The organism is Mesorhizobium sp. M1406, assembly GCF_040317555.1.
In the GTDB taxonomy this organism is placed as follows: domain Bacteria; phylum Pseudomonadota; class Alphaproteobacteria; order Rhizobiales; family Rhizobiaceae; genus Mesorhizobium.
Genome location: NZ_JAMYKW010000034.1, coordinates 20,567 through 44,559, shown reverse-complemented (window position 1 = coordinate 44,559; position 23,993 = coordinate 20,567). Strand labels below are relative to the sequence as shown.

Sequence of the window (23,993 nt, the reverse complement as noted above, 5' to 3'; positions counted from 1 at the left end):
GGAGCGACTAATCCGGGAGCCAAGCATGCAGTCGTCGAAGTCAGCATCGCGCATCGCCAACGTCGTAACCAGCGGCCTCGCCTTCGGGGAATCGCCCCGCTGGCATGACGGACGCCTGTGGCTCTGCAACTGGGGTACGGGCGAGGTCATCGCCGTCGATGCCGATGGCAACAAGGAGATCGTGCTGACCGTGCCAGCCGTCCTGCCCTACTCCATCGACTGGCTGCCGGATCGCCGCCTGCTCGTCGTCTCGGGCCGCGACGGCTTGCTGCTGCGGCAGGAAGCCGATGGGCGGCTCGTCACACACGCCGATCTGCGTGACCTGTCGAAAAGTCCGTGGAACGAGATTGTCGTCGATGGGCGCGGCAACATCTATGTCAATGGCGGCGGACCGGCGCCGGTGCCCGGTGAGCATCTCAGTCCCGGCACCATCGTGTTGATCACGCCTGACAGTGCGATCCGGCAAGTGGCGGAAAACATCGCCTTTGCCAATGGCATGGCGGTGACCCCGGACAACAAGACGCTGATCGTCGCCGAATCGCATGCCAACCGGCTGACCGCCTTCGACATCGCAGCCGACGGCACCCTGTCCAATCGACGCGTCTGGGCCGATCTCGACGGCTATCCCGACGGCATCTGTCTCGATGCCGAAGGGGCCGCCTGGTACGCGGATGTCCCCAACAAGCATTGCGTGCGGGTGCGCGAAGGCGGTGAGGTGTTGCAGACGGTCACCGTCGATCGCGGCTGCTTTGCCTGCATGCTGGGAGGTGCGGGCCGGCAAACCTTGTTCATCGTCGCCGCCGAATGGCGCGGCTTCGAGCATATGGTCAGCGATGCCCGCACCGGCCAGGTACTCAGCGTTGAAGCGCCGGCACCTGGCGTCGGCTGGCCAGGCTAGAGCCCGGGGATCCGCTGATAGTTGGCGATGTCGGCTCGCACGCCAAGCCGGGCGATCGTCTCCTGCCGATTGAAACCGGCACGCGCATGCTCGGCCGTGACGATCGGCACGACCCGGTCGACAGCCGTCTGGTTCTCCCATTCGACGATGGTGACGAGGTTGAATTCGCCCGGCCCCGAGAATTGCTCGAGCACGAAATCCTGCACGAAGCCTTGCTGCAGGCGCAGCAATTCATGCGTTGTCCTGACCTTGGCCAGTATCTCCTCGCGGGCGGCGGCGGGGACGACGAACTTGTCCACCCTGAACACGCTGCCACCATTAACATTCTGACTTGTCTTGCTCATTTCGATAATTCCGTTCTTGGACCATGTTGCTTCCGGGCTCCAAGAACGGCGTACAATCTCAACTTAAGTTGAGGTCAAGCGGTTTTTCCTTCTCCCTCGTATCCCCTTGTGAGAGAAGCAAAGCGGCGTCAATTCACCTCGGACATCCGGCGGCGAACGATGACGCCAAGTTCGTCGCCCTCGCGGGCGATCCGCAGCCGCTCCTCGGCCTCGGTTGCCTCGCGCTGGCGATCCCACATCGATGCGTAGAGGCCACGCTTGTGCATCAGTTCGGCATGCGTGCCGCGCTCGGCGATCTGGCCGTCCTGCAGTACGATGATCTCGTCGGCCGTAATCACCGTCGACAGCCGGTGGGCGATGACGATGGTGGTGCGGCCACGGCTGACCAGATCGAGCGCCGCCTGGATCTCCTGCTCGGTGTGGCTGTCGAGCGCCGAGGTTGCTTCGTCCAGCATCAGGATCGGCGGCCCCTTCAGGATGGTGCGGGCGATCGCCACGCGCTGCTTTTCGCCGCCCGAAAGCTTCAGCCCACGCTCACCGACCATCGATTTGTAGCCGTCGGGCAGCCGCTCGATGAAGGGGCCGATCTGGGCAAGTTCGGCAGCCTTGCGCATATCCTCCTCGCTGGCGCCGATGCGGCCGTAGCGGATGTTGTAGGCTATGGTGTCGTTGAACAGCACGGTGTCCTGCGGCACCATGCCGATCGCTCCGCGCAGGCTTTCCTGCGTCACATCCCTGATATCCTGGCCGTCGATCAGCACCTCGCCGTCCTGCACGTCGTAGAAGCGGAACAGAAGGCGCGAGATGGTCGATTTGCCGGCGCCCGATGGCCCGACAATGGCGACGGTCTTGCCGGCCGGCACCTCGAAGCTGATGCCCTTCAGGATCTTGCGGTTCGGGTCATAGGAGAAATGCACGTCGCGGAACTCGACCTTGCCGGCGCTGACAGTAAGCGGTTTCGCGTTCGGCTTGTCGACGATCTCCTGCGGCACATCCAAAAGGTCGAACATCTGCTCGATATCGGTCAGCCCCTGGCGGATTTCGCGGTAGATGAAGCCGATGAAATTCAGAGGCACCGACAGCTGCATCAGCATGGCGTTGATGAAGACGAAATCGCCGACCGTCTGCGTGCCGGCCTGCACTTCCAGCGCCGACATGCACATGACGATGACGGTGCCGAGGCCGAAGATGATGCCCTGGCCGAAGTTCAGCCAGCCGAGCGAGGTCCAGATGCGCGTCGCGGCGATTTCGTAGCGCGCCATCGAACGGTCGAAGCGCTCGGCCTCCATGCCTTCGTTGTTGAAATACTTGACCGTCTCGTAATTGAGCAGCGAGTCGATCGCCTTGGTGTTGGCGTCGGTGTCGCTGTCGTTCATGTCGCGGCGGATCGAGATGCGCCAGTCGCTGGCGCGGACCGTGAACCAGACATAGACCCAGACGGTGACCGCGACGACGGCCACATATTTCCAGCCATAGGTGTAGGCGAAGATGCCGGTGGTCAGCCCGAATTCGAGGATGGTCGGCGCCGTGTTGAGCATGATGAAGCGCACGATCGTCTCGATGCCCTTGGTGCCGCGCTCGATGATGCGCGACAGGCCGCCGGTGCGCCGCTCCAAGTGGAAGCGCAGCGACAGTTGGTGCATGTGGACGAAGGTGCGGAAGGCGAGCTGGCGAACGGCATATTGGCCGACGCGGGCAAACAGCGCGTCGCGCAGCTGATTGAAGCCAAGCTGCACCAGCCGCACGACATTGTAGGCGACGACCAGCATGACGGGCGCCAGCAGAAAGGTCGGCAGCGGCGGCACCGATTTGGCGTCGCCGGCCAGCGCGTCGGTCGCCCATTTGAAGAAATAGGGACCGGCGACCAGCGTCAGCTTGGCGACGACCAGCAGAAGCGTCGCCCAGGTGACCCGGGCTCTCAGATCAGCACGATCCGTCGGCCACATGTAGGGCCACAGGTTGAGCAGCGTCTTGAAGGTCGAGGAATCGGAGACGGTTTTTTCGGCCATTTCTTGTGCCTTCTTCTTATGTCTTTTTGACAATGATCTTGTCCGAAAACCGGGCTTCACTTTTCGGGATCATGGTTCTAGCGGCCGGAGCAGCAGGAATTGACGAGGGCGGTCAGCGACGCCGAAACGTCGGCGAGCGCGGCGTGATCGATCGCATAGCGCGAGCGCTGGCGATCAGGCTCGAACCGGACCAGCCCGGCTTCGACCAGTATCTTCAGGTGTTGTGACACGGTGGACTGCGCCAGGTCGAAACGATCGACGACTTCGCGGCAGCAACATGAGCTGCTGGCCGACAGGTATTTTACGATTTCGATTCGCGCCGGGTGCGAAAGCGCTGCCAACCGGGCGGCCACGGCGCGGCTGTCCGGGGCTTCCGACGTGGAGCGGAGTCTATGGATTTCGAAGGGGCTGTCGCTCATCGTCCATCGGCGATAAACGATGGCTGGCGCCGCCGCAAGCTACTCTTCTGGGCAGACCAGATAGCGGCTAACGCTGTGAGCTGGACTTCTCGATCCCCGGGATGTCGGCAATCCGTTCGGCCAGGAAGTCGACCAGCAGGCGGACCCTTGCAACGCCCGAGCGCTCCGGGACAATCAGCATGTTCAATGGGGCGGACGGCAGCGAATAATCATCCAGTATCGTCTCGAGCAGTCCCGCCGCCAAAAGATCGTCGACAAGCCATCGGTGGGCCGGTGCGACCCCTCGACCCGCGACCAAGGCCTCGCGCGCGGCAAGCCCATGGTCGACACGCAGTCGCCCCGCGAAAGGCACCATATGGCGCTCGCCCCCGACACCCTGCAAAGCAAGAGTTTCACTGCCCGCCACGTTCGACATCCGGATGCCCTCATGTCCAGACAGGTCCGACGGGACAGCCGGTCTGCCTCGCGCCGCCAGATAATCCGGCGATGCCACGAGCAGGCGCCGTGATAGGCCGAGGGCCCGCAACCTCAATGAGCTGTCCGTTAGCGGACCCAAGCGAAGCGCGATATCGACGCCTTCCCGGACGAGATCGACACGCTCATCGGTGAGGCTGAGGTCAATTCCGATGTCGGGATATCGGTCCTGAAAGGCGAAGATGAGCCGGCTGGTGTGCAAGACCCCGAAAGCGGCCGTACAGGATATCCGCACGGTGCCGGCCGGCGCGCCACGTGCGCCCCGCGCTTCGTCGCCGGCCTGCTCGACAAGGCGCAGGATCTGGACGCTGTTAGCATAGTACCGGCTGCCCTCATCGGTCAGCGTGACCCGCCGGGTGGTCCTGCTGAGCAAAGGCACACCCACTGCCTCTTCAAGCTCTTGCAAATGCCGCGTAACCGTCGATTGCCCGATGCCCAGTTCGCCGGCAACCAACGACAGACTGCCCCGTTCCGCAACGCGAATGAAAGTGCGCATGCGTTCGAGGGTGATATCTGATTTATTCATTATTCGGCACAATCTTATGCATTACGAATGCGTAGCGGATTATGTCGATATTGCCTAGCTAAGGGACCAGTTTTTCAATCCAAGGAGTCCCCGCATGAAAATTCTACTTATCTTCGCTCATCCCGAATCGCGCTCGCTCAACGGCGCGCTCCGCGACGTCGCCATTAGAGAACTCGAGGCACAAGGCCACGAAGTGCGGGTGACGGACCTTTATGCCCAAGGTTGGAAATCAGCGGTTGATCGGGCCGACTTTCCGGTTTTGGCGTCTGATGCGCGGCTGATGCCTGCCGCGGCTTCCAAAAAGTCTTTCGAGGCCGACGCGCTGACAGAGGACGTCAAGGCCGAGATCGCAAAGCTGCTGTGGGCGGATGCCCTCATTCTCCAGTTTCCGCTCTGGTGGTTTGCCATGCCGGCGATCCTCAAGGGCTGGGTCGACAGGGTCTTTGCCTACGGCTTCGCTTACGGTGTGGGCGAACATAGTGACAAACGATGGGGCGACCGCTACGGCGAGGGAACCTTGATGGGCAAGCGCGCAATGTTGATCGTGACCGCCGGTGGCTGGGAGGAGCACTATGCCCCTCGCGGCGTCAACGGACCAATCGATGATCTGCTGTTCCCGATCAACCACGGGATTCTCTACTACCCGGGCTACGACGTCCTTCCGCCGTTCGTAGCCTATAGCGTCGACCGCTTCGGCGAAGCCGACTTCGAGCCCACTGCCGAGCGCCTGCGCGAGAGGATGAGGACGTTCGCGACCACGCAACCCATCCCCTATCGCCGGCAGAATGGCGGCGACTATTTGATTCCGAGCATGAAGCTACGCCCCGACCTGAGCGATCCGAACTTGATCGGATTCAAACTGCACCTGAGCGGCTCAACAAACTAGCTGACGTCGACCTTTGGACGGCCTTGGACTCTAATTGGTCTTGGCCGGCGCTGTCGTTGCCTGCTCGCCCATCGCCTTGAGGTCGGCGGCTTCGCCTTCCTTGGACTTTTCCGGGACCTTGAACACCTGCCCCGGCCAGATGCGATCAGGATCGCTGATCTGATCCTGGTTGGCGAGGTAGATGGTCGAGAAGCGCACGCCATGGCCATAGACGCGTCGTGAAATCCGCCACAGCGTGTCGTTGCGGCGGATGATGACAGCACCGTCGGCATGCTCGAGCTTGGGCGCAACGGTCTCGGGCACATTGCCTGGCGGTGGGGCCGCTGCCACAACGGCCGGAGCCTCAGTGGCGGGAGCGGGCGCGGTGGCCGGTGCCGTTTCAGCCGGTGCCCCGGCAATGGCCGGCGCCTCGGTTGCCGGCACGGCAGGAGCCGGTGCCGGCTCCGCCGGAGCAGCCGCGACAACAGCGGGCGCGGCCGGCTTCGGGTCGGCAGGCTTGGGCTCCGCGGGCGCCACGGCGGCGATCGATTCACCCGGCTCGCGCTCGAATGGCACGGCGGCGCGGGCCACCACTTTCACGCCGTCGGCATCGAGACCGTCGACATGGATGGTATAGCTGCCGACCGGGATGTCGCGCATCGCCTCGACGAGGAAATGGCCGTCCGGTGATGTCTGCGCGTCACCGAGCAGGATATCGTTGGCATAGGCGCGTACCTTGCGGCCCGGATCGGCGAGGCCGGCGACAAAGATCTTGTTGCCGTCGATCTCGACCGCCTCGACGACGATCTTGGGTTCGGCCACGGCTGCGGCGGGCGGCGTCGCCGGCGCTGCTGGAGCCGGTGCTGCTTCAACCACGGCTGGCGCCGGTGCGGCTGGTGCCGGAGCAGCGGTTGCGGGCGCTTCGGCTGCAGGAGCGGCAGCCTGGTCGCTGGCAGCCGGTGCGGCTGGCTTTGTCTCGGGTGCGGGAACGGTAAGCAGTTCCGCCGGCTTGCCCGGCTCCTCGACCATGGCAAGCACCTGGCCGGCCGTATCCTTGGGAACCGAGACGACAGCGGTCTGCACCGAGGGTGTCACGACATCGCCGGTCGTCGCACGCAGCGCGATCGTATAGTCGCCGGGCTTCAGCGGATCATCGAGAATAATAACAAAGGCGCCATCGGTGCCGGCGACCGTCGAACCGAGCACGGCCGTGCCGTTGAGTATTTCGACCTTTGAATTGGGCGCCGCATTGCCGGCGATAACGATGGAGCCATTGCTCTCGACGCGCACGACATCGAAGGACGGTGCGATCGGACTGGCCGCAGCCGATGCTGCCGGAGCCGCCGCATCCGTTGCCGGTGCGGCCGGTGCCGTTGCCTGGGGCACCGCGGCGGGAGCGGCTGGGACCTCAGCTTGAGGCAGCCGCGCTTCCGTATCGGGATCAGCCGGTTTCGGCGCCACGGGCGGCGTCAAGGCAGCCACCTGCGCCGGCGGAGTCGGATTAAGATACGGGTCGAGTGCGCCCGATACATAGGCGGTTCCCGCGACCGCAACGGTCCCACCCGCCGCGAAGAGGAACGCCTTCAATGGATTAATTGCCATATTTCCCTACCCCTTAGCCACCTAACGCCGGTCTAACCTGTTTTGCCAAAGCCGACAAGAAAAAGCCCGGGCTTGTTCACCCTTGGGGCTTGACCCAGCTTTCAGACCCAATCACCAATCATCGGCATGAACACGATTCGATCCGTCTGCGTCTATTGCGGCTCGTCTCCGGGCCGCGATGAAATCTATATCAAGGCCGGACACCTGCTCGGGCGCTCGATTGCCAAAGCGGGCCTGCGGCTGATCTATGGCGGCGGCACCAAAGGAATCATGGGCGCCGTCGCCGAAGGCGCCTTGCGCGCTGGCGGCAAGGTGACGGGCATCATTCCGCGCTTCCTGATCAACAAGGAAGCGACCGAAACCGCGCTTGGCCGGCTCGACGAGCTCTTGATCACCGACAACATGCATGAGCGCAAGCACAAGATGTTCGAGAAATCCGACGCCTTTGTGGCGCTGCCGGGCGGCATCGGCACGGTCGAGGAGATCGTCGAGGTCATGACCTGGGCACAGCTCGGCCATCATCGCAAGCCGATCGTCTTCGGCAATGTCGGCGGATTCTGGGATCCGATGCTGGCGTTGCTCGATCACATGGCCGCCGAGGGCTTCATCCACACCGCGCAACGGGTCAAGCCGCTGGTCGTCGACGACCCCGAAGCGATCGTCGCCGCCATCATGGTGGCTGGATCCTCCGTCGACGCCCCGACCGAGGGCGTGCAGTCGGTGATAGACAAGATGTGAGGCAGTAGGGAATAGGGCGGTAGGCAGTGTGAATGCCGGGGGACGGCAACCCCTACTGCCTACTGCCCAGGGCAACGAACTCGGCTTAACGGGTTCCTTCGCTGCCTTCGCCTGCGCATTGGCTGACGGAGCATCAAACGAAAAACCCGCCTGTGCGGCGGGTCACTGGCGCAAATCAGCACCATGGACGAATATGTACCATAGCTGAGGTCATGGAATCAAGAAAAAATTCCTATTACCGGCACAAAAGCCGACACCGCCGAACTGTCGTCAGGTCTTTGTTAACCTGAGTGCGGAGCCCTAGCCTACTGCCTACTGCAGCTGCCTGCCGCAAGCCGGCGATCACCGCGCGGCGGTCAGGACGACGCCAGGCAAGATAGATGGAAACCGTGCGCTCGAACCATGGCAGGTCGCGAAACACGATCCGCGACGGAGCGCCGGCACGCAGACTGGCCTCCACCGTTGCCAGGCCGAGAGCGGCGCTGACCAGACCGAGCGAGGTCAGCGGGTCCGCCGTCTCATAGGCGATGTCGGGCAGAAAGCCGGCTTTGGCGCAGGCGGCTAGGAATTGGCCGCGGTTGGTGTCGTCGGGCTGGCGCGCGACCGTGATCCAAATGCGGCCGGTGATGCGGCCCAATCTCCGATATTTGGACAAGCGGATCATCTTCGGGGATCGCCAGCACCAGCGGCTCGTCCCCTGGTCAAGGTCGGCATGATGGATATGGCCGCAATCGTGCTCGCCTAACCCTTACCCTGGGTTCGGCCCGAAGCGTTGAGAGGGCGCAATCCGATGGCGGCGAAGGCGTCACCGCCGGATTGACGTGGGTGATCGACAGACTGTGATCGGCTGTCAAGAAACCGTCACACGAAACCGGGTTCGCCCGTGATAGACATCAAGGGTGAGGCGGCCGCCATGCGGCGCCATGTTCGAAACCTGCATCTGGCACCGCGCCCATGGATATCGCTCTCGCCCCGGATGGCACCGACCTGTCGCCTTACCTGCCCGACGAGCACGGGTTGTTCTTCATCTATCACTTCACCGCGGAGGGCGTGCGAACCAGGGACGCAGCCGCCGCGCACTGGACATGGCGCAGCTACCAGCTCTCCAACATGCGCGCCCGCCATGAGATCGGCGCCGACCAGGCCTTGCCGGCGCCGGTGCGTGAAGCTTTCCTCTCCGCCAGCCATGGCTGTCACATCGACCTCGAGGATGACTGGCTCTACGGCGACCTGCCGGACCTGCGACATGACTATTCGGCGGAAGCAGGCGGGCTTGGCCATTTCCGCTTCGCCCTCAACGACACCATGCTGGTCGGCGCCCGCAAGCAGCCGCTGCAGTCGGTCGACAACATCCGCAAAGCGATCGAGAACGGATCGCGCAAGTTCCGCTCGCCGGCCGAGTTGATCGAGGCGGTGGTCGGCCAGTCGCTCGACGGCATGGTGGCCGAACTCGCGGCGCTCGGCGACAGTCTCGACGGCATCGAGGATCGCATCGTCCGCGACGCATGGCACAATGAGCGGCAGTCCCTCATCGACGCTCGGCGGCATCTGGTGGTGATCCATCGGCAGATGGCGACGCTGACGAATCTGTTTCGCCATCTCGACCATTCGCATCGCAACGATTTGCCTGACACCATCAACGACATGGCGGCGCGGCTTTCGCACCGTGCGCAGACGCTGCACTATGACGGCGAGCAATTGCAGGCGCGCGCGCGGCTGCTGCAGGACGAGCTGATGGCCAAGCTGACGACGCAGTCGAACCAGCTGCTCTATGTGCTGTCGGTGATGACGGCGGTGCTGTTGCCGATGACCATCATCTCCGGCCTGTTCGGCATGAATGTCGGCGGACTGCCTCTGGTCAACACGCCGATGGGTTTTTGGGTGGTGTCGGCGGTATCGCTCGTTATCGCCGCGGGCACCTACCTGTTCGTCAGGCGGCTCGGCCGGGGGATGTAACGCCAGCAGCTTTCATGCCGAGGCGCGAAAATCCTCGAGGATGGTGCCGGCGGCGGCGACTTCCGCTTCGTGGTCGGGCTCGCGGCAGGTCTCGGCAAGGCCCGCCGCATACCATTCGCGCATCGCCGGCAGGGCAAGCAGTTGCTCCGGATAGATGGCTGCCGCCCCCTCGAAGGAGAGCCCGTACGACTGAACCCGAAATGCCACGGGAGCAAAGAAGGCGTCGACGGCGGTGAAATGAGAGCCGGCGAGAAACGGTCCGCCGAAACGGGCAAGACCATCGTTCCAGAGATCGCCGAGGCGAAAGAGATCCTGCTTCAGCGCATCGGACATCGGAAACGGCTTTACGCGCAGGCCGCAACTCATCGGGCATGTGCCGCGCAGTGCGGTGAAGCTCGAATGCATCTCGGCGGCGGCCGAGCGTGCCCAGGCGCGTGCCTTGGCCTCGACGGGCCAAACGCCATGGTGGCGTTCCGCAAGATATTCGGCGATGGCGAGCGAATCCCAGACCGCCCAACCGTCGTCGATCAGGCACGGCACCCGGCCGCTGGGCGAGAACGACCGGTAGAGCTCCCAGCTCGATCCGGTCGGGAATGGCGTCAGCCGCTCCTCGAATGGGATGTCCAGCTCCCGCATCAGCACCCAGGGCCGCAACGACCATGAGGAATAGTTCTTGTTGGCGATATGCAGCAAGTACATCGAAACTCCTTACCGGGCAGAAGCCTTGCGCGCTGTCGTCAACATCGACCAGGAATACACCGCCAGTGCCGCCCAGATCAGTGCAAAGGCGACGGCCTGGGTGGTGCCGAAAGGCTCATCGAAGATCAGCACGGCGATCAGGAACACCATGGTCGGCGCGATGTATTGCATGATGCCGATGGTGGAGAGGCGCAACAGCTTGGCGCCGAAGGCGAACAGCAAGAGCGGCACCGACGTGACCGGACCGCAGCCAATCAGCAGCGCCGTATCGGTACCGCTACTGGATACGATGTGGTCCTGTCCGGTCGCGATCAGGTAGACGATGTAGCCAAGGGCCGGCACCGACAGCAAAAGCACTTCGAGCAGAAACCCTTGGCTCGGGCCGATCGGCAGGGTCTTGCGGAAGAAGCCGTAGGCGGCGAAGGAAAACGCCAAGGCCAGCGACACCCAGGGCAGCTTGCCGCCCTCGATGGTCAGCACGGCGACGGCGACGGCCGCCAGCACCACCGCCGCGATCTGCAGCCGGTCGAGCCGCTCACCCAGCAACAGCGCGCCGACGACGACACTGACCAGCGGGTTGATGTAATAGCCGAGCGCGGTCTCGACGGTGCGGTCGACGGCGATCGCCCAGACATAGATGCCCCAGTTGACCGAGATCAGCGCCGCCGTCAGCGCGGCCATGGCGATGGTGCGCGGCGAACGCAACGCCGCCTTGAAGTCCGCCGTGCGGCCAGCCCAGATCAGGACGGCGGCGGCGATCGGCACCGACCAGACGATGCGATGGGCTATCACTTCAGCAAGCGGCAGATGCGCCACGGCCTTCATGTAGAAGGGCAGCATTCCCCACAAGAGATAGGCGCCAAGCGCCAGCAAAAAGCCGCGCCGTGCCTTCGAGTCCGCGTCCAGGGTAATCGCTTCAGTGGCCATGGCCCAACGCTATGGCCCAGCCATCTTGCCAAGACCATCGCAAAGTTCTGATGGATCAATGGACTTTCGCTGATGGTTCAACCCTATTCGGCCGCCACCAGGCCGGCCATCTCGCGGTTCTTCATCAGCTTGTAGACGATGGAATCCATCAGCGCCTGGAACGAGGCGTCGATGATGTTTTCGGAAACGCCGACTGTCCACCAGCGCGCCCCGGTGCCGTCATGCGATTCGATCAGAACGCGGGTGATCGCCTCGCTGCCGCCATTGAGGATACGCACCTTGAAGTCGGCAAGCTCCATGTCGGCAATCTCGCCCTGGAATTTTCCGAGGTCCTTGCGCAACGCGATGTCGAGTGCGTTGACCGGGCCATGCCCCTCGGCCACCGACATCTTCTCCTCGCCGTCAACCAGCACTTTCACGATCGCTTCGGACACCGTCTTCAACTGGCCGTTGGCGTCGAAGCGGCGCTCGACCATGCAGCGGAACGAGGTGACGTAGAAGAACTCCGGCAGACCGTGCAGCATCTTGCGCGCCAGAAGCTCGAAGCTGGCGTCGGCACCCTCATAGGCATAGCCCTCGGCCTCACGTTCCTTGACCACTGATATCAGCGCGTCGAGCCGGTGATCGTCCTTCGGCACGTCGATGCCGCGTCGCTTCAACTCGGCGAGGAAATTGGCCTTGCCGCCCTGATCCGAAACCATGACGCGGCGGCGGTTGCCGACCGTTTCCGGAGGCACATGCTCATAGGTCGCCGGCTCCTTGGCCAGCGCCGAAGCATGGATGCCGGCCTTGGTCGCGAAGGCGGATGCGCCGACATAGGGCGCCTGCGCTTCCGGGGCGCGGTTCAAGAGTTCATCAAAGGCGCGCGACAGGCGCGAAATACCGGTCAGCGCCTCAGTCGAAATGCCCGTCTCGAAACGATCGGCGAAAGCCGGCTTCAGCGCCAGCGTCGGCATGATCGAGATCAGGTTGGCGTTGCCGCAGCGCTCGCCGATACCGTTGAGCGTGCCCTGTATCTGGCGCACGCCGGCCTCGACCGCGGCCAGCGAATTGGCCACGGCCTGGCCAGTGTCGTCATGGGCATGGATGCCGAGATGATCGCCGGGGATTCCGAAGGCGATGACGCTCTCGACAATGGCGCGGACTTCCGACGGCTGCGTGCCGCCATTGGTGTCGCACAGCACCACCCAGCGCGCGCCGGCATCATAGGCGGTCCTGGCACAGGCCAGCGCATAGTCGGGATTGGCCTTGAAGCCGTCGAAGAAATGCTCGCAGTCGACCAATGTCTCCTTGCCGGCGGCGATCGCCGCCTCGACGGAGGCTTTGATGGCGTCGAGGTTCTCCTCATTGGTGCAGCCGAGCGCGACACGGACATGGTAGTCCCAGCTCTTGGCGACGAAGCAGATGGCGTCCGATTCCGACTGCACCAGTGATGCAAGGCCGGGATCGTTGGACGCCGATACCCCTGCCCGCTTGGTCATGCCGAAGGCGACGAATTTGGCGCGTGCCGTGCGCTTCTCCTGGAAGAAGGCCGTGTCGGTCGGGTTGGCGCCGGGATAGCCGCCCTCGACATAGTCGAGGCCGAAGGCGTCAAGCAGTTTGGCGATGGCGATCTTGTCCTCGACGGAAAAGTCGATGCCCGGCGTCTGCTGGCCATCACGCAACGTGGTGTCGAAGAGATAGAGGCGCTCGCGGCTCATGGTCATTTGCCTGCAAACTTGTCCGTCGCGCGGATCAGCCGGTCAAGGATACCCGGCTCCGAATACGCATGACCGGCGCCCTCGATCAGATGGAAATCCGCCTTCGGCCAGGCCTTGTGCAGCGCCCAGGCATAGCGCGCCGGGCACGGCATGTCGTAGCGGCCATGGACGATGGTGCCGGGAATATCCGCAAGCTTGTGCGCATCGCGCAACAGCTGACCTTCCTCCAGCCAGCCGGCATGGACGAAATAGTGGTTCTCGATGCGGGCGAAGGCGACGGCATAGTCGTCTTCACCAAACGGACCGCTGGTTTCGGGCTCCGGCAACAGCGTGATGGTTTCGCCTTCCCACAGGCTCCAGGCGCGAGCGGCTTCGATCCGCGCCTTGCGATCGCTGCCGACCAGCCGCTTGCGGTAGGCGGCCATCATGTCGCCGCGCTCGGCCTCGGGGATCGGCGCCAGGAAACGCTCCCATTTGTCCGGGAACATCTCCGAAACGCCGAACTGGTAGTACCATTCGAGTTCGGCGCGCGTCAGTGTGTAGATGCCGCGCACCACCAGTTCGCTGACGCGTTCGGGGTGCGTCTCGGCATAGGCGAGCGCAAGCGTGGAGCCCCAGGAGCCGCCGAACACCAGCCATTTGTCGAAGCCGACCATTTCGCGCAAACGTTCGATATCGGCGACCAGATGCCATGTCGTGTTGGCTTCGAGCGAGGCGTTGGGCGTCGATTTTCCGCAGCCGCGCTGGTCGAACAGGATGACGTCGTAAAGCTTCGGGTCAAACAGCCGCCGATGTTTTGGCGAGATGGTGCCACCTGGCCCGCCATGCAGGAACACGGCCGGCTTGGCGCCCTTGGTGCCGGAACGCTCCCAGTAGACCTGATGGCCGTCGCCGACATCGAGCATGCCGGAATCGAACGCCTCGATCTCGGGGTAGAGCGTACGCAATTGACTGCTCATAGTTGCAAACCTTTGGTCGGCCAGTCCGCTGTTTCATGGTCGGGATGCTGGAAGGAGATGATCTGCTCCTGCCTCGCGTAGTAGTCGGGGTCCTGATGAACGGGCTGATCGAAGATCGTCTCCACCCAGGGCAGCCGCGCTGCGTAATTGACCTGGATCTGCGGGGCGAGATCGGAACGGTCGTCGAAGGCGCCGATGGCGATCTCAAGTCCGCCGGGCTGCCGATAGGTCAGCGGCGTCCCGCATCTAGCGCAGAAACCACGATCGATGTTGACCGACGATTGGAAATAGCTCGGCTCTTCATGGGTCCACTCGACGCCATCCCTGGGCACCGTCACCAGCGCACCGAAGAACGAGCCGAATTGCTTCTGGCACATGCGGCAATGGCAGATGGACGGACGGCCGAGCGCCCCATGAATGCGGAAACGCACGGCGCCGCATTGGCAGCCACCGGTTCTTACCTGATCGGTCATGACTTTTCCTCTGGCGGCCATTGGTCGGTGTCGTGGTCTGGATGCTGATAGGAGACGAGATCGGCCAGGTAGGGGGCCGACGACATGTCGGCCATGGTCTCCTCGCCCGGCAATTGCGGGATCGTATCGACATAGGGCAGCTTTGCCTCCGTGCCCCACTGGATCAGCGGCACGATCTCCGCCGGATTGTCGAACGCACCGATCGCCAGCCCGACACCATCCGGCGCGGTGAAGGTCAGCGGCGTGCCGCAATTGCCGCAAAAACCACGATCGACATGGTTGGATGAGCGAAAATATTTCGGCTCGCCACGCGTCCAGTCGAGCTTCGCCTCGCGCACTGAAACCAGCGGCGCGTAGAACGAGCCGAACGCCTTCTGGCACATGCGGCAATGGCAGATCGAAGCGTCCCCCAACGCGCCTTCGACGCGAAAGCGCACCGCGCCGCACTGGCAGCCGCCGGTGTAGATCGGCCGGTTGTCGAGGCTCATCGCCGCTCACTCCGGGGCATGGCAGACGGCCTCGACATTGTTGCCGTCGGGATCGAAGACGAAGGCGGCGTAGTAGCTCGGATGATAGTGCGGACGCAGGCCCGGCCCGCCATTGTCCTTGCCGCCGGCGGCAAGGGCCGCGGCATGGAAGGCATTGACCTCGGCGCGGCTGCGCGCGGTGAAGGCGACGTGCTGGTGGTCATTGGGTTTGTCCTTGCCGGTACTCAGCCAGAACACCGGCCGGTCGCGGCCATAGCCACCGACCTTGGCGCCGCCGGTGTATTCCAGCGGCACCATGTACAGCAGCGCCGCACCAAGGGGCGCCATCGCCTTGTCGTAGAAACCCTTCGAAGCGTCGAAATCGGCAACGGTGATGCCGAGATGGTCGATCATGAAACGGACTCCCTTGCTGGTTCGGGTACTGGCTTTTCAGCGCCGGCCAGGCCAGCCTCGATAACGATGTGCTGGCAGACATTGTCGATATCGCGAATGACGTCGTCGTTCCAGAAGCGCAGGATGGTCCAGCCGCTGCTCTTCAAATATGCGCTGCGTGTCTCGTCATGTTGTAGATTTTCGCTATCCGCATGTTGGCTACCGTCGACCTCGACAACGAGATGATAGGCTGAGCAAGCAAAGTCGACGATGTAAGGTCCAATCGGCACCTGCCGCCGAAAGCTCATTCCCATCAGCCGATGAGCGCGCAACTCATTCCAAAGTTTCAACTCCGCATCGGTCATAACGCGACGCATGGATTTTGCATTCCGGCGGTGTCGTTGCGGAACAAGATCGTGTCCCATCAAACACCCCTTCGCCGGCAACTAGCGAAATCGGCGACTAGGGCCGATCTCCCTCCTTGCGGGGGAGATGTCCGGCAGGACAGAGGGGGGTGCTGTCCCGCCCGCTTATCAACTGGAGACCGCTGCCTTTTCGGAAAACGGTCGAAACGAGAGTGGGCAAACAGAAACGCTGGCGTTCCTTCACACCCCCCTCTGTCCTGCCGGACATCTCCCCCGCAAGGGGGGAGATCGGCTGTCGCCAGCGTCTTCGCCAACCTTGCAAAAGTGTTTCGCGCCACCCTCACCGCTTCACCTCCCAAGTGGTGATGCGTTCGCCGGTGACCGGATCCTTGCCGTCCTTCAACTGTATACCTTGTGCCAACAGTTCGTCGCGGATGCGGTCGGCTTCGACCCAGTTCTTGGCGGCGATGAATGCGAGGCGCTTGGCGATGGCCTTGGCGACGTGGTCTTCATCAACCTTCGCCGAGGCGACATCGAAGCCGAAGAACAGCAGCGACGCCTTCAGTGCGGCCGCCGCATCGTTGCCGTCCGCTGACTCGCCGGCCAACTGGGTCAAAAGCTGGAAGGCGGCATAGGTGGCGAGATCGTCCGACAAGGCATCTATAACCGCCGCGGGCAACTGACCTGCCGCAGCCGGCGCCAGGTCGGCCGCCCGCTTCCATTTGCGCAGCGTGTTCTCGGCCTCTTCCAGCTTGCGCACGGAAAAGTCGATGGGCTCGCGATAGTGCGTCATCAGCATCGCCAGCCGCAGCACCTCACCCGGCCATTTGCGGCCACCGAAGGTCTCGGTCTCCAAGAGTTCGTTGATCGAGTAGAAATTGCCGAGGCTCTTCGACATTTTCTGGCCTTCGACCTGCAGGAAGCCATTGTGCATCCAGATGTTGGCCATGACATCGGTGCCGTGGGCGCAGCGCGACTGGGCGATCTCGTTCTCATGATGCGGGAAGATCAGGTCGAGACCTCCGCCGTGGATGTCGAACACCTCGCCGAGATAGGCGGCCGACATCGCCGAGCATTCGATGTGCCAGCCGGGCCGGCCCCTGCCCCATGGCGAATTCCAGCCGGGCTCCTCCGGTGACGACATCTTCCAGAGGACAAAATCGCCGGGGTTTTTCTTGTGCGCGTCCACGGCGACGCGAGCGCCGGCCTGCTGCTCGTCAAGATTGCGTTTCGACAGTTGGCCGTAGTCGGGCATCGACGCCGTGTCGAACAGCACTTCGCCCGCGGCAACATAGGCATGGCCGCGTTCGATCAGGCTTTGAATCAGGGTGATCATGTCCACCTTGCCGTCAGCGCGGGGCTCGACGAATTCGGTGGCGCGCGGCTCGACCGTCGGCTCCAGGCAGCCAAGAACCGCCACGTCGCGGTGGAACTGGTCGGCGGTCTTTTCGGTGACCCGCCGGATCGCTTCGTTGAGCGAAAGCGTGCCTGAAGCGATCTCGCCGCCAAAATCCCGCAAGGCGCGCGCGTTGATCTTGTCGTCGACGTCGGTGATGTTGCGCACATAGGTGACGTGCGTCTGCCCATAGACATGACGCAGCAAGCGAAACAGCACGTCGAAGACGATCACCGGCCTGGCATTGCCGATATGGGCAAAGTCATAGACGGTCGGGCCGCAGACATACATGCGCACATTGCGCCCATCGATCGGGACGAAATCCTCCTTCGCTCGCGTCAGCGTGTTGTAGAGGCGCAGGCCCTGCGATGCGTCAGACATTCGTGCCTTCCCGGTTCAGAACTTTTTGTTTGGATGGAACCTGTCTTGCGCCGAGGCGCAAATCGGATTCCAGCCTGCTGGCCGGGGCGTTTGTCCAATCTGGGGAAGATGAGGCGAAAACGTCCGGACCAGCGCGAGGCTAGCCAATAATGCAAATGCCACAAATGGCGAAAGACGTTTTCATGGGCGGCTTTATCGCCTTGGCTTGTGTTGCCGTCAAGTCGCTAGTTTCGGCAAAAACATCGCTGGATCACAGGTAATGATGCACTGAAACATTTTATTAAACATGTCGGCACAGTCATGAAACATTCGTCGGCTAGATCAGCGGGCGTCACGATTTGGTCAGAATCGGCCATCAAACGCGGACACGAAAATGTTACCTGGGAAGAGAGACATGCCTTGCAGCAAGCAGGAATCCAACCGCGCCAAGCAACCGGCGCTGGCCAACCACTACCGCGCAATCGGTCCGGCCGCGATCGTCGCCGCCCTTCTCCACACCGCGAAGAAGAAGAAGCCGGCACAGAAGATCGTATCGCCCCGCGCTGCCTGAAGGCGGTGTGCGGCGGGCGCAAAAGGCGCCTGGCATGAGGGCGCTGACATGCACCTATGAAGAACAGCTGAGCTAGAACAACGTCATCTGACTGTCGTCCGCGCCGGGCTTCTGGCGTTTGACCTTCTCGGGCTCCGGCCCGATCTCGGCCCGTTCCTGAATTTCCGGTCCAGTGTTGGACACCTTGTTGACGAGGTCGGAGACCGGAATTGCCTCGAAAAAATCCGGCTGTGCCGGCCGCAACAGGTCGGCTACATCGCGTGGCTCGAGCGTGCGGCAATCCAGCCAGCGGGCGAAATCCCCGGGATCGATCATCACCGGCATGCGGTCGTGGATATGGGCGATGTCGGCATTGGCATTGACGGTCAGTATGGCACCGGTGTCCATCTCCGAACCGCCCGGCTCGGCATAGGTCTCTATCAGGCCGGCAAAGGCGACCAACCCGCCATGCCTCGGCCGGATCCAATAGGGTTGTCCTTTCTTGCCGCCGGTTTGCCGCCATTCGTAGAAGCCGGAGGCGGGCACCAAAGCACGGCGATGGCGCATGGCCGCTTTGAACGAAGCCTTTTCGGCGGCTCCTTCGGAGCGCGCGTTGAACAGCAATGGAAACTCCCTGGTGTCCTTGACCCAGGTCGGGATCAGCCCCCAGCGCACCAGCATTGGCTGCCGGGCCGGCAGATTCGAGCCCGGCGCCCGCGGAGCGCCGGCGATCGCCATCAGGACCGGCTGTGTCGGCGCGATGTTGTAGCGCGCCGGGAACTCCTCCAGTTCGGCCAAGCCCAGCAGGGCGGCGGTCTGGTCCGGCGTCGCGGTCAAGGCAAAACGTCCGCACATGGTCGATTGGTGCCCTCGAATGGTCCGGCCGAATGATCCGGTTTGAAAGTGGCGACGGAACCGGCGTTGCGCAACCGCTAAAGCTTCCCCATGCTGGGCGGTCCACAACAGACCTGCCTATACGCCTGATCGGGAATCCATGAACGAAGCGCGCAAGACACTCCCGGCAGTCTCGGTCGCCGTCGTGCGCGCGGACACCGTGCTACTGGTCAAGCGAGCCCGGCAACCTTCGCAAGGGCTCTATGCCTTCCCAGGTGGCAAGGTCGAACCCGGTGAGACGCTGGAGCAGGCTGCCGCCCGCGAACTGATGGAAGAGACCGGCCTGCGGGCCACCGATTACCGCCCGCTTCGGGAAATCCACATCGACGGCAGGGACGACAGCCACCCGGTCGATTATCTCCTCACGGTCTTTGGCGCCGCCTATGCCGGCGGCGAGGCGGTGGCCAGCGACGACGCCGAGACGGCCGCCTTCTACACGCTCAGCGAGATGGCGGCACTGCCGCTCGCAGGCTCGGTGTTCGCAGTGGCCGAAGACTTGTTGAATCCCGGCGGAACCGGCGGGCCGCAGTCCTGAAAATCGCCTTGCGGGCGACAAATTGTTTCGCCACAAAGGCTTATGCTGTTTGGCGGAGCCAGAACGGCTTATGCCGTTCGGCAGAGAACCATATGATATGAACCGTCCATCCCTACTTCTTGCCATATGTCTTGTCGTCAGCGCGGCTGTCTCGACGCGGCCTGCGCTCAGCGCCGAGTCGCCGTTCGAGCCCGGGCTAATGCGGCTGGCGGAAGTTCTGGGGTCGCTGCATTTCCTGCGCAATTTGTGCGGCGAAAAAGGCGACCAGTGGCGTGTCGAGATGCAGAAGCTGCTTGATTCGGAAAATCCGGACGCCGAGCGGCGCGCCCGCTTCATCGCCAGCTTCAACCGTGGCTACCGTTCCTTCGGCGGCATCTATACGCAGTGCACCCCTTCGGCGACCGAAGCCATCAGCCGTTATATGAAGGAAGGCGAGACGCTGTCACGCGACATCGCCTCGCGTTACGGAAATTAGGCATTTCGGTTGCTCATCAACAACTATTCGGACCATTGCTGGTGACGACCGACATCTCCGGCTTGTGCCAGGCGCCATCTTGGTGCAATCCTCATGTGGCACTTCTGCAACAGTATTAACGAAACCTTACCGCGCGAAAGCGGAATTAACTCAAACTGAAGGTTTTCGCCCCGCAGGCCGCCCCAATCGGCTAAGTTTGACTCGAGCTGAACGCAGCTTCGCACAAGGCAATCGGGCTTTGTAAAAGACGATCAAAAAAATGTCGTATTTACAAATACTTAATTGACCATGCGTGTGAAATGAACAGATCAGGCCTGATCCACACCGACGGATCGCTGCTTGAAAGGGTGGACATTCGCTTATGGAACATGGTGTCAACGACATCGACGCGCTGGTCAGGGAAGAAAAACGCCTGACCGCCGTGGAAAGCCACAGCGAGGCCTGGGCGGAAGGTCTCTCCGCCGGCATAGAGCCCGAGATCATTGCCGAAGCGGCGCTCGAAACCGCTTTCGGCGAGATGTTGCGTGCCAATGGCGAGACCTCGGCCCTTGCCCTGCTCGACCGTATGCGTGAAAAGGTGATTGCTGGCGCCTTCGAACCTGAACGGCTGCGGCACTGAACCGACGTCCGGTTCTTTGACGGCAAAATGCCGCTCGGGCGTCATGCCCGGAAGCAGGGAGAAACGGGCAGTGAATTTTTCGATGTCAGGCAAGCCGCGTGGCTTGGTCCTTTGCATCTGCTTCGCCGCTTACTGTGTCGAGCTTCCCCTGGTTGTGTGCCTCGCCAGCAGCCCCGCTCTTGCGCTGAGCGAGATCAAGCGCGAAGAGCTCCCTCCAACAGCCACGCCGCCGTCGGACGAAGACATGTCGCCGCCAGGAAGCACCGTGCCAATGCCCAACCCGGTTGGGCCGCCGCCTCCGGCCAGCCAGCCGACTGCTCCGGCCGAATCCGAGCCCGACAGCCCGGCGGATGGCGGCGTGACCAGGCCGCGCGTCGATCCGGACACGCCTGTGCCCGAGGTTGTCTACGATCTCGGCAAGCTGCCGGAACCGGTGCGGCGCATGCACGATCTGATCGTCGAGGCCTGCAAGGGCGGCGACATCGAAAAGCTGCGGCCCTTGATCGGCACCGGCGACAGCATGACGCAGATATCGCTGACCGACATAGACGGCGACGCCATCGCCTTCCTCAAGGGTCTCTCCGGTGATCCGGATGGTCAGGAGATCCTGGCCATCCTCGAGGAGGTGCTCAACGCCGGTTATGTCCACCTCGATGCCGGCAAGCCGGAAGAGCTCTATGTGTGGCCGTATTTCTTCGCCCTGCCGTTGGACAAGCTGGATGCCAAGCAGCGGGTCGAACTGTTCAAGATCGTCACCGCTGGCGACTTCGACGACATGAAGCAGTTCGGCGCCTATATCTTCTACCGTGTCGGCATCACGCCCACGGGACGATGGACCTTCTTCGTCGCCGGGGATTGAACTCCGGCCGCTATCGACGCGGTCGCTCGTCGATTCCGGCATCCAGCCATATGCGAGCGCCCTCCTTTCGAAGAAGCGAAATGGCATCGGCTGCCACGCTGGCGTCCATCTGCAGGACGTCGGCCGCGTTGCGTAGCTCGTCCTTGTCCTGAAGCTTGTTCACCACCCATGCGACCTTGTGCTGAATGTCTGGCCCGTAAGCAGTTTGCGCCTTACCGAGCGCTTCGATCGGGATTTCGCCGTAGGCGCCAATCAACATTCCAAGATCGATAGCATCACGATATGCGGTTGCGCGGTCCTGGCATCGATCGGCATTGGCCAGCAACTTCTCGGCGAACATATCTGCGGAAACAAGGGTGGGCACATTCAGATCGCTATCGAAATGGCCTTGAAGTTTGATGCGGCCTTCGCGAATGACTTCGAACTTGATAGGCTGTCCCTGTAGTCTTACGACTGTCCTCAAACCATACTGATCAATCTGGAAATCCCGAACCGCTTCGACGGGTTTGGGGAAGAATGCCCTGATCCCGCGTTCGACTGCAAAGGTCCGCAATTCGCGATAGCCGTCGGCATCAGCACACAGGAAGTCTACATCCAGTGACCGCCGGAATTCACCGAATTTCATGACAATCGCCGTTCCGCCGCCGAACCAACACTGGTTTGCGGTCAGGAAATGCCGGTCCATCAACCCGAGGGCTTCGGCAATGATCCGATGTTCAGGTTTCTTGAATTTCGTCATGGTTTCCGCTCGCCGTGTGTCCTGTTGATGTTCCAGCTGCGAGTAGGATCAGGAGAGCGAAAGGAACTTCAGACAGTGGTCAAAAGGATGCCATGACCGAACTTGTCTGCCAGTCTCTGAATAAGCAGCTTTTCACGCGTCGTAAGGCGCTTTTGATCGACAAAACGCCAATTCCGCTCGTATAGCGCAAATGCCTCCTCGGCGGGGATCGGGCGTGCAGCATCGCGGTTCCAAGCAAGCACCTGGAGTTCCGGAAACTCGGCGGGGACAACCATGGGCGCGATATCTGCGTTCATAATCCTCCTAACTTAGTGGATCGTGCTTAAAAAATCCAACGCTGGCGAACACAGCTAACCCACCAAAGCCTCGGAAAACTCCACAGCCCTGCCCTGCCCTGGCGTGACGATCTCGCCTTCCCACATGACGCGGCGGCCGCGGATGACGGTGCCGACCGGCCAGCCTGTCACTTCCCTGCCATCATAAGGTGTCCAGCCTGCCTTCGAACCTGCCTGCGCATTGGTGATAGTCTCTCGCCGCTTCATATCGACGATGGTGAAGTCGGCATCGTAGCCGGCGGCGATGCGGCCCTTTCTCGCCATGCCGAAGATGCGTTGCGGGCCATGGCTGGACAGGTCGACAAAGCGCTGCAGCGTCAGCCGGCCGGCATTGACGTGGTCGAGCATGATCGGCACCAGCGTCTGCACGCCGGTCATCCCCGAGGGCGAGGCCGGATAGGGCTTTGCCTTCTCGGCCAGCGTGTGCGGCGCGTGGTCGGAGCCGAGCACGTCGACGATGCCTTGCGCGATGCCGTGCCAGACGCCATCGCGATGGCGCGCGGCGCGCACCGGCGGGTTCATCTGGATCAGCGTGCCAAGCCGCGCATAATCGTCCGCCGACAGGGTCAGATGATGCGGTGTCGCCTCGCAGGTCGCGACATCCTTGTGCTGTTCGAGGAACAAGATCTCCTCGGCGGTCGAGATATGCAGCACGTGGATGCGGGCGCGAACTTTTTTCGCGATGCGTATGAGGCGTTCCGTGCAGCGCAAGGCGGCGACTTCGTCACGCCAGACCGGGTGCGATGAAGGATCGCCCTCGATGCGCTCGCCAAGACGTTCGCGCAACCGGAATTCGTCTTCCGAGTGAAAGGCGGCGCGTCGGCGCGTGTTTCTAAGGATCGATGCAACGCCCTCGTCGTCCTCGACCAGCAGGTCGCCGGTGGACGAGCCCATGAAAACCTTGATCCCGGCTGCGCCCGGCAGCCGCTCAAGCTCGCCAACATCTTTCGCGTTCTCACGGGTGCCGCCGACCCAGAAGGCGAAATCGCAATGCATGCGGCCACTGCCGCGCCGAACCTTGTCGGCAAGAGCCGCCTCGCTGGTGGTCAGTGGATTGGTGTTGGGCATTTCGAACACGGCGGTGACACCGCCCAGCACCGCCGCGCGCGAACCCGTTTCCAGATCTTCCTTGTGCTCCAGTCCAGGTTCACGAAAATGCACCTGGCTATCGATGACACCCGGCAGGATGTGCAGGCCGCCGCAGTCGATCGTCTCGCCGGCCGAGGCCTGGCGGAGATCGCCGATCGCGGCGATGCGCCCGTCCTTCACGCCGATATCGCGGGCCCCTTCGCCATCATGGTTGACCACTGTGCCGCCTGTCAGGATGAGGTCGTAGATCATGGCCATGCTCTCTTGCGGGGGGAGTGCCAGCGGCTTACGTAAAGGCCGACCATTTTGCAAGATCAGGCTGCTTTTC

The 23,993-nt window shown here is 62.5% G+C and carries 28 protein-coding genes; 9 read left to right on the top strand and 19 right to left on the bottom strand.

Annotation, left to right across the window (positions count from 1 at the left end; translation table 11 throughout):
- Nucleotides 1–25: 25 nt before the first annotated feature.
- A complete protein-coding gene (locus tag NKH03_RS23645; protein WP_352970830.1) occupies nt 26–898 on the top strand; it encodes an SMP-30/gluconolactonase/LRE family protein in 873 nt (290 codons plus the stop codon).
- Here NKH03_RS23645 and NKH03_RS23640 read toward each other — a convergent pair.
- The 4 genes from NKH03_RS23640 to NKH03_RS23625 all read right to left on the bottom strand — a co-directional run bounded on the left by NKH03_RS23640 (nt 895) and on the right by NKH03_RS23625 (nt 4,670).
- Complete coding sequence (locus NKH03_RS23640) at nt 895–1,242, bottom strand: antibiotic biosynthesis monooxygenase (protein WP_352970829.1); 348 nt, start codon at nt 1,240–1,242, stop codon at nt 895–897. The genes NKH03_RS23645 and NKH03_RS23640 overlap by 4 nt on opposite strands.
- 128 nt (nt 1,243–1,370) lie before the next feature.
- Nucleotides 1,371–3,251, bottom strand: coding sequence for an ABCB family ABC transporter ATP-binding protein/permease (locus tag NKH03_RS23635; protein ID WP_352970828.1), 1,881 nt, complete (start codon nt 3,249–3,251; stop codon nt 1,371–1,373).
- A gap of 77 nt (nt 3,252–3,328) precedes the next feature.
- Nucleotides 3,329–3,670 (bottom strand): ArsR/SmtB family transcription factor, encoded by a 342-nt coding sequence (locus NKH03_RS23630; protein ID WP_352868238.1) that lies wholly within the window; start codon nt 3,668–3,670, stop codon nt 3,329–3,331.
- 67 nt (nt 3,671–3,737) lie between these two features.
- Nucleotides 3,738–4,670: a LysR family transcriptional regulator gene (locus NKH03_RS23625; protein WP_352970827.1), complete on the bottom strand. Its 933-nt coding sequence runs from the start codon at nt 4,668–4,670 to the stop codon at nt 3,738–3,740.
- Nucleotides 4,671–4,764: 94 nt separating this feature from the next.
- Here NKH03_RS23625 and NKH03_RS23620 point away from each other — a divergent pair, with 94 nt between their 5' ends.
- Nucleotides 4,765–5,556, top strand: a complete 792-nt coding sequence (locus NKH03_RS23620) for an NAD(P)H-dependent oxidoreductase (RefSeq protein WP_352970826.1) — start codon at nt 4,765–4,767, stop codon at nt 5,554–5,556.
- Between the two features lie 30 nt (nt 5,557–5,586).
- On the opposite strand, the gene NKH03_RS23615 is transcribed toward NKH03_RS23620, so the two are convergent.
- Nucleotides 5,587–7,137 (bottom strand): LysM peptidoglycan-binding domain-containing protein, encoded by a 1,551-nt coding sequence (locus tag NKH03_RS23615; protein ID WP_352970825.1) that lies wholly within the window; start codon nt 7,135–7,137, stop codon nt 5,587–5,589.
- Between the two features lie 126 nt (nt 7,138–7,263).
- Between NKH03_RS23615 and NKH03_RS23610 the strand changes: the two genes are divergently transcribed.
- Nucleotides 7,264–7,875: an LOG family protein gene (locus tag NKH03_RS23610; protein ID WP_352880793.1), complete on the top strand. Its 612-nt coding sequence runs from the start codon at nt 7,264–7,266 to the stop codon at nt 7,873–7,875.
- A gap of 235 nt (nt 7,876–8,110) precedes the next feature.
- Here NKH03_RS23610 and NKH03_RS23605 read toward each other — a convergent pair whose 3' ends face one another.
- A complete protein-coding gene (locus NKH03_RS23605; RefSeq protein ID WP_352970824.1) occupies nt 8,111–8,539 on the bottom strand; it encodes a LysR substrate-binding domain-containing protein in 429 nt (142 codons plus the stop codon).
- A gap of 290 nt (nt 8,540–8,829) precedes the next feature.
- Here NKH03_RS23605 and NKH03_RS23600 point away from each other — a divergent pair, with 290 nt between their 5' ends.
- Nucleotides 8,830–9,831 (top strand): transporter, encoded by a 1,002-nt coding sequence (locus NKH03_RS23600; protein ID WP_352970823.1) that lies wholly within the window; start codon nt 8,830–8,832, stop codon nt 9,829–9,831.
- A gap of 12 nt (nt 9,832–9,843) precedes the next feature.
- Here NKH03_RS23600 and NKH03_RS23595 read toward each other — a convergent pair whose 3' ends face one another.
- The 9 genes from NKH03_RS23595 to cysS all read right to left on the bottom strand — a co-directional run bounded on the left by NKH03_RS23595 (nt 9,844) and on the right by cysS (nt 17,591).
- Nucleotides 9,844–10,530, bottom strand: a complete 687-nt coding sequence (locus tag NKH03_RS23595; protein ID WP_352970822.1) for a glutathione S-transferase family protein — start codon at nt 10,528–10,530, stop codon at nt 9,844–9,846.
- A gap of 9 nt (nt 10,531–10,539) precedes the next feature.
- Nucleotides 10,540–11,457, bottom strand: coding sequence for an EamA family transporter RarD (rarD, locus tag NKH03_RS23590; protein WP_352868255.1), 918 nt, complete (start codon nt 11,455–11,457; stop codon nt 10,540–10,542).
- 83 nt (nt 11,458–11,540) lie between these two features.
- Nucleotides 11,541–13,163 carry a citramalate synthase gene (cimA, locus tag NKH03_RS23585; protein ID WP_352970821.1) on the bottom strand — a complete coding sequence of 541 codons (1,623 nt, stop codon included), beginning with the start codon at nt 13,161–13,163 and terminating at the stop codon, nt 11,541–11,543.
- Entirely contained in the window at nt 13,160–14,116 is a 957-nt protein-coding gene (gene pip, locus NKH03_RS23580) for a prolyl aminopeptidase (RefSeq protein WP_352970820.1), read from the bottom strand. Before pip ends, cimA begins: the two co-directional genes overlap by 4 nt.
- The gene (locus NKH03_RS23575; RefSeq protein ID WP_352970818.1) at nt 14,113–14,589 is read right to left on the bottom strand and encodes a GFA family protein; all 477 of its coding nucleotides are present in this window, start codon (nt 14,587–14,589) and stop codon (nt 14,113–14,115) included. Before NKH03_RS23575 ends, pip begins: the two co-directional genes overlap by 4 nt.
- Nucleotides 14,586–15,077 carry a GFA family protein gene (locus NKH03_RS23570; RefSeq protein ID WP_352970817.1) on the bottom strand — a complete coding sequence of 164 codons (492 nt, stop codon included), beginning with the start codon at nt 15,075–15,077 and terminating at the stop codon, nt 14,586–14,588. The genes NKH03_RS23575 and NKH03_RS23570 overlap by 4 nt, the downstream gene beginning before the upstream one ends.
- A gap of 6 nt (nt 15,078–15,083) precedes the next feature.
- Entirely contained in the window at nt 15,084–15,470 is a 387-nt protein-coding gene (locus tag NKH03_RS23565; RefSeq protein ID WP_352970815.1) for a VOC family protein, read from the bottom strand.
- Nucleotides 15,467–15,874 carry an endonuclease domain-containing protein gene (locus NKH03_RS23560; RefSeq protein ID WP_352868270.1) on the bottom strand — a complete coding sequence of 136 codons (408 nt, stop codon included), beginning with the start codon at nt 15,872–15,874 and terminating at the stop codon, nt 15,467–15,469. Before NKH03_RS23560 ends, NKH03_RS23565 begins: the two co-directional genes overlap by 4 nt.
- Nucleotides 15,875–16,154: 280 nt before the next feature.
- Nucleotides 16,155–17,591, bottom strand: a complete 1,437-nt coding sequence (gene cysS / locus NKH03_RS23555) for a cysteine--tRNA ligase (protein ID WP_352970814.1) — start codon at nt 17,589–17,591, stop codon at nt 16,155–16,157.
- A gap of 394 nt (nt 17,592–17,985) precedes the next feature.
- Between cysS and NKH03_RS23550 the strand changes: the two genes are divergently transcribed.
- The gene (locus NKH03_RS23550; protein WP_352970813.1) at nt 17,986–18,141 is read left to right on the top strand and encodes a hypothetical protein; all 156 of its coding nucleotides are present in this window, start codon (nt 17,986–17,988) and stop codon (nt 18,139–18,141) included.
- Nucleotides 18,142–18,213: 72 nt separating this feature from the next.
- Here NKH03_RS23550 and NKH03_RS23545 read toward each other — a convergent pair whose 3' ends face one another.
- On the bottom strand, nt 18,214–18,975 hold the full coding sequence (locus NKH03_RS23545; protein ID WP_352876849.1) for an SOS response-associated peptidase: 762 nt from the start codon (nt 18,973–18,975) through the stop codon (nt 18,214–18,216).
- 139 nt (nt 18,976–19,114) lie between these two features.
- Here NKH03_RS23545 and NKH03_RS23540 point away from each other — a divergent pair, with 139 nt between their 5' ends.
- The 4 genes from NKH03_RS23540 to NKH03_RS23525 all read left to right on the top strand — a co-directional run bounded on the left by NKH03_RS23540 (nt 19,115) and on the right by NKH03_RS23525 (nt 21,502).
- Nucleotides 19,115–19,549 carry an NUDIX hydrolase gene (locus NKH03_RS23540; RefSeq protein WP_352970812.1) on the top strand — a complete coding sequence of 145 codons (435 nt, stop codon included), beginning with the start codon at nt 19,115–19,117 and terminating at the stop codon, nt 19,547–19,549.
- A 97-nt stretch (nt 19,550–19,646) separates the two neighbouring features.
- The gene (locus tag NKH03_RS23535; protein ID WP_352872668.1) at nt 19,647–20,024 is read left to right on the top strand and encodes a TIGR02301 family protein; all 378 of its coding nucleotides are present in this window, start codon (nt 19,647–19,649) and stop codon (nt 20,022–20,024) included.
- A 361-nt stretch (nt 20,025–20,385) separates the two neighbouring features.
- Nucleotides 20,386–20,643 carry a hypothetical protein gene (locus NKH03_RS23530; RefSeq protein ID WP_008874920.1) on the top strand — a complete coding sequence of 86 codons (258 nt, stop codon included), beginning with the start codon at nt 20,386–20,388 and terminating at the stop codon, nt 20,641–20,643.
- 70 nt (nt 20,644–20,713) lie between these two features.
- On the top strand, nt 20,714–21,502 hold the full coding sequence (locus tag NKH03_RS23525; RefSeq protein ID WP_352872669.1) for a hypothetical protein: 789 nt from the start codon (nt 20,714–20,716) through the stop codon (nt 21,500–21,502).
- A 10-nt stretch (nt 21,503–21,512) separates the two neighbouring features.
- Here the strand turns inward: NKH03_RS23525 and NKH03_RS23520 are convergent, their stop codons facing one another.
- The 3 genes from NKH03_RS23520 to NKH03_RS23510 all read right to left on the bottom strand — a co-directional run bounded on the left by NKH03_RS23520 (nt 21,513) and on the right by NKH03_RS23510 (nt 23,923).
- A complete protein-coding gene (locus NKH03_RS23520; RefSeq protein ID WP_352970810.1) occupies nt 21,513–22,241 on the bottom strand; it encodes a nucleotidyl transferase AbiEii/AbiGii toxin family protein in 729 nt (242 codons plus the stop codon).
- A 68-nt stretch (nt 22,242–22,309) separates the two neighbouring features.
- The gene (locus tag NKH03_RS23515; protein WP_352970809.1) at nt 22,310–22,537 is read right to left on the bottom strand and encodes a hypothetical protein; all 228 of its coding nucleotides are present in this window, start codon (nt 22,535–22,537) and stop codon (nt 22,310–22,312) included.
- Nucleotides 22,538–22,591: 54 nt separating this feature from the next.
- Entirely contained in the window at nt 22,592–23,923 is a 1,332-nt protein-coding gene (locus NKH03_RS23510) for a dihydroorotase (RefSeq protein ID WP_352970808.1), read from the bottom strand.
- Nucleotides 23,924–23,993 lie beyond the last annotated feature (70 nt).